The sequence below is a fragment of the Mesorhizobium sp. M1E.F.Ca.ET.063.01.1.1 genome, assembly GCF_003998155.1.
Classification (GTDB): domain Bacteria; phylum Pseudomonadota; class Alphaproteobacteria; order Rhizobiales; family Rhizobiaceae; genus Mesorhizobium.
In genome coordinates, this window is record NZ_RZSC01000577.1 from 1 (window position 1) to 3849 (window position 3849).

General features: G+C 60.3%; 2 protein-coding genes and 3 pseudogenes. 2 read left to right on the plus strand and 3 right to left on the minus strand.

Features of this window, described 5'->3' with window-relative positions; translation table 11 throughout:
* The first annotated feature begins 369 nt into the window (after positions 1–369).
* Positions 370–1545, plus strand: a complete 1176-nt coding sequence (locus EOA29_RS28360) for a Xaa-Pro peptidase family protein (protein WP_029356444.1) — start codon at positions 370–372, stop codon at positions 1543–1545.
* A 27-nt stretch (positions 1546–1572) separates the two neighbouring features.
* Here the strand turns inward: EOA29_RS28360 and EOA29_RS28365 are convergent, their stop codons facing one another.
* The 3 genes and pseudogenes from EOA29_RS28365 to EOA29_RS43310 all read right to left on the minus strand — a co-directional run.
* Positions 1573–1860, minus strand: coding sequence for a hypothetical protein (locus EOA29_RS28365; protein ID WP_051695586.1), 288 nt, complete (start codon positions 1858–1860; stop codon positions 1573–1575).
* 57 nt (positions 1861–1917) lie between these two features.
* A pseudogene (locus EOA29_RS28370) lies at positions 1918–2974 on the minus strand (IS5 family transposase).
* 354 nt (positions 2975–3328) lie between these two features.
* Positions 3329–3421 (minus strand): annotated as a pseudogene (locus EOA29_RS43310) (transposase); the annotation flags it as partial.
* 40 nt (positions 3422–3461) lie between these two features.
* Here EOA29_RS43310 and EOA29_RS28375 point away from each other — a divergent pair.
* Positions 3462–3557: pseudogene (locus EOA29_RS28375) on the plus strand (transposase); the annotation flags it as partial.
* Positions 3558–3849 lie beyond the last annotated feature (292 nt).

Below are 3849 nucleotides of genomic sequence, written 5' to 3' on the forward strand. Positions count from 1 at the left end.
CATGACCCTTGAGACCATCAGCCAGATGAGCGATGATCCGCTCATCAGCCTGCCGGCAGTGGCGCGCTGATCAGTCCGGCCCTTGCCGGAGAGCACGGCGACCAATGCCGTTACCTACACCACGCCAGTGGGCACGATCGATCCAATTACCGGTCGGATGCGTCAAATGTAGTATTTATATCGCCGTGCCTTAGCTACATCTCGCCGCTAGATGACGACAATATAAAAACTGCATTTGACGCAAACCGCCAAGACGGTTGATTGTCTGACGGAAACAAAGACGCGGAGCAGCGACAGCTTCGAACTTCGGTCCGGTGCGTACCGTTTGCGCAATCGAACCGTCAATATAACATTTCATTGAGGTGAGATATGACGACGGTATCCTCCGCGATTCCTGTGACGGGTGTCCCTTTCCCGAGATCGGAATACGAGCGGAGGCAGCTTAAGGTGTTGGAGGCCATAGTCAGCGCGAGGCTCGACGCACTTGTGGTAAGTGCGCACGGCCATCTTCGGTATCTTAGCGGATATGATGGAAGTGGCGGATACTTCGCGCCGTTTCCACTGATTTTGGTGCCGGGTCGGCCGCCGACATATGTCGTTCGAGAATACGATGAGCGCGCAGTTCGTGCCTATAGTTGCATTGACGAAATCGTTACGTATACCCATCAGCCCGATTTCGGGACGGTTTGCGCCGACGTCCTTCGACGCAATGGACTGCAGACCAAGCGGGTCGGATTTGAGCTTGGTTGCTGGAACCTCGCACCGGCCGATGTCAGTGCGCTTCAGGTGCAGCTTCCCGATTTGAAGATCGCGGATGCTACTCGGCTGGTTTCCTCGGTGGCGGCGGTGAAGAGCGAGCTGGAACTCCAGTGCATGCGCGACGCGATGCGCATGACCGACTTGGCATTGAGAACCTTCCAGAGCTCCCTGCGGTTGGGTGTTACCGAATTGGAAATGGCGGAGACCATGGCGGCGGCGATCAAAGCTGATGCCGGCAACGTTGGCGGAGACGTCGGGATGGCTCCGCCTACGATTCTGTTCGGGGAGCGGACAAAGTTGCCGCATGGCCCCCCGACGCATCATCCAATTAATAATAACGAGCCAGCCTTTTTAGAAGCCGGCGCATCGAAGCACGGGTACACCGTTGGAATGGTCCGGTGCGCCGTGCTTGGCCGACATCCGGAGACTGAATCCCTGCACGACTTGGCCGAAGGGGTTATCGAAACACTCGTTGCAGCGATCAAGCCCGGTACGACCGCGGCGGCGGTGGACGCTGCGGGTCACGAGGTGCTGAAGAGATCTGGGCGGCAAGGAGTTTTTCGCCAACGAACCGGATACCAAACCGGAATGAATTGGACTGAACGCGGTGACCTGAGCTTAGAGCCAGGCGTTGAGGATGTCCTTCAGGCCGGCATGACATTGCACATGCCAAATATATTGCGCAGCGAAAACGGCTACCTATTTGGCGCCGGCGCCCACGTCCTGGTGACAGAGCGTGGTGGGGAAGTACTGAGCCGCACACCGCACACGCTCTATCGCGCATGACACCTAACCAACAGGCTGTTGAAGAAGTTAGGCGCGTTCGCAGACGAATCCTGATTCGTCGCCGTTGCGGATGTAGAAGTACCCGACGAGCCGCCCGGCGGTGCCGATCATTGTCCACCCACGACCGCAGGCGGGGTCATTCTCGTCGTGTCCCTCCCACGAGAACTCCGCACAGGCTGAACCGTCGCGGGCGCCGTAGCGAACGTCGAGGAAGCCCTTGAGCGCGCCGAAGGCGATCTCGCCATCCGCCGCGCCCTTGAACGTCAGATGCGCCTCTTCGACGAGATCGAGGGAGTCCTGGTCCCAATTGTCCATCTCGACGATGCGCCAGCGCCCGGCAAAGGCCTTGGCGAAAGGCGAAAACCCTGGCCATCAGCTGGTCTCCGCCATGAGCCTGGGCAGCCGCACCAGATTGTAGGTGGCGGCCGAGAAGGTGAAGGCCCATCCGACGCGCTCGCGTCCTCGGAACCTTGTCTTGTCCTGCCCGGCGACCGTCTTGATCCAGTCGAACGCCTCCTCGATGGGCTTGCGGACACGCTGGCTGACGGCATAACCGCCGTGCCGTGTCGTGCGGCCGTCGATCGTCGAAGCTCTGCGCCACGTGCGGCATCACCTGCATCGAGCGCAACTCGTTGACGAAGTTCTCCGCATCATAGGCCTTGTCGGCGCCGAGCGTGATGGCGCGTGGCCGGTCGGCCAAGGGCTCGACCATGTGCAGCGCCGCCACCCGCTCGGCATGCCCGTCGGTCAGCGTCAGGCAGGCGTTGACCAGCAGGCCGTGGCGGTTCTCCATCAGCCCATGCCCCATGAAGCATAGCTTCGCTTCCTTCCCTTTGCCCTTCTTGTAGAGCCGTGCATTGGGATCGGTGCTCGAGGCGTGCGTGTCATTCTCCGCTTCTGGCCGTGGAAGTCCGCTTCCGCATTGCGCCCGCCGCCCTCGGCCGGCGGCTCGCCCGGACCATCCTTCGGCCTGACGCTCTTCATCGATGCCCAGCCCTCGATCAGCGTGCCGTCGACCGAGAAGTGATCCGTGGACAGAAGCTTCTTCACCCTGGGCCGGGCCAGCACCGCCGCCAGGAACTTCGCGGCGATGTCGCCTTCCAGCAGCTGGTCGCGGTTCTTGGAGAACACGGAATGGTTCCAGGCCGCGTCATCGACGCCGATGCCAACGAACCAGCGCAACAACAGGTCGTATTCCAGCCGCTCCATCAAGAGCCGCTCTGAGCGGATCAAGTAGAACGCCTGCAGGAGCGTCGCCCGCAGAAGCTTCTCCGGCGGGATAGACGGCCGCCCGAACGGCGAATACAGCGCTGCAAAATCCTGCTCCAGCGCCGACAGCGCCTCGTTCACGATCGCCGGATGGCGCGCAGCGGATGATTGCCCGCACCCGCGCCTCAAGAGTGTCTGGTCTTCGGTAGTCGCCTACAATCTCGCCCTCTTCGCCCGTCTCAAGCCAACCTGAGACTCGCCTCTATGGTCGAAGGCTGTCGGCCGAGCGTCGTGCGCGGCTTCCATTGGCAAGTCTTTTTGGTCACCCTCCTTCCGCTGCGTTCCCGGCCAGACGCTCGAGAGCGCCCAGCACCGAGCCGACAAGTCACGGTAAATGCCTCAAAAATTAGCGTTTATGGACGGGCACTAGTCTAAGTCTAGAGCGTTCTGTTTTTTGGTAGACGCATATCCTGCCTTTGAGGTAGTTGGCGCATTCCCTGGGGTGTGAAGTCGTCGAGTATCTGGCCGACAGCGGTTTGACGGCATCGACGGTTCGACGGTTCTCGCCGCCGCTTTGCGCAGTCCTCAGCCGCTTCGCTTCCGACACGTCCATGCCGCCACATTTCGCCTTCCATTTGTAGATGCTGGCGTCGCTGACCCCGTGCTGAAGTGCTTACAGCGCTTTCCAGCATCGGACTGTTGAAGAAATGATCGCGGCCTTCCGGGATGAGCAGCATTGCCGTCGGTTGCTGGAGAGCATGGTGTGGCCGGATGGCCGGATCTGCCCAGCTTGCGGATACAAGTCGTGTCGCGATGAAGCATTGCCTACCACTGCGCTGCCGGAACGGGCCTGAGAGCGTCCCCTCGATTGCGAGTTCGATCAGGAGGCCCGCTGGTCCGGCATCCTCAGGCCTGTTCAAAAATGGTTTGAAGGAGCTGCCTGCAGCTAACCGCGATCATCCTAACGCCATGGAATGGTTCGCATCATGCGTTAGCAACAGGGCGGGTTGGCCTTCATTTACCGCGTGATTGGCCTCGTGTCAGATTTATTGCGCCCATTCAGCCGTTGCAGCTATGTGTATTAGCGCATTCATC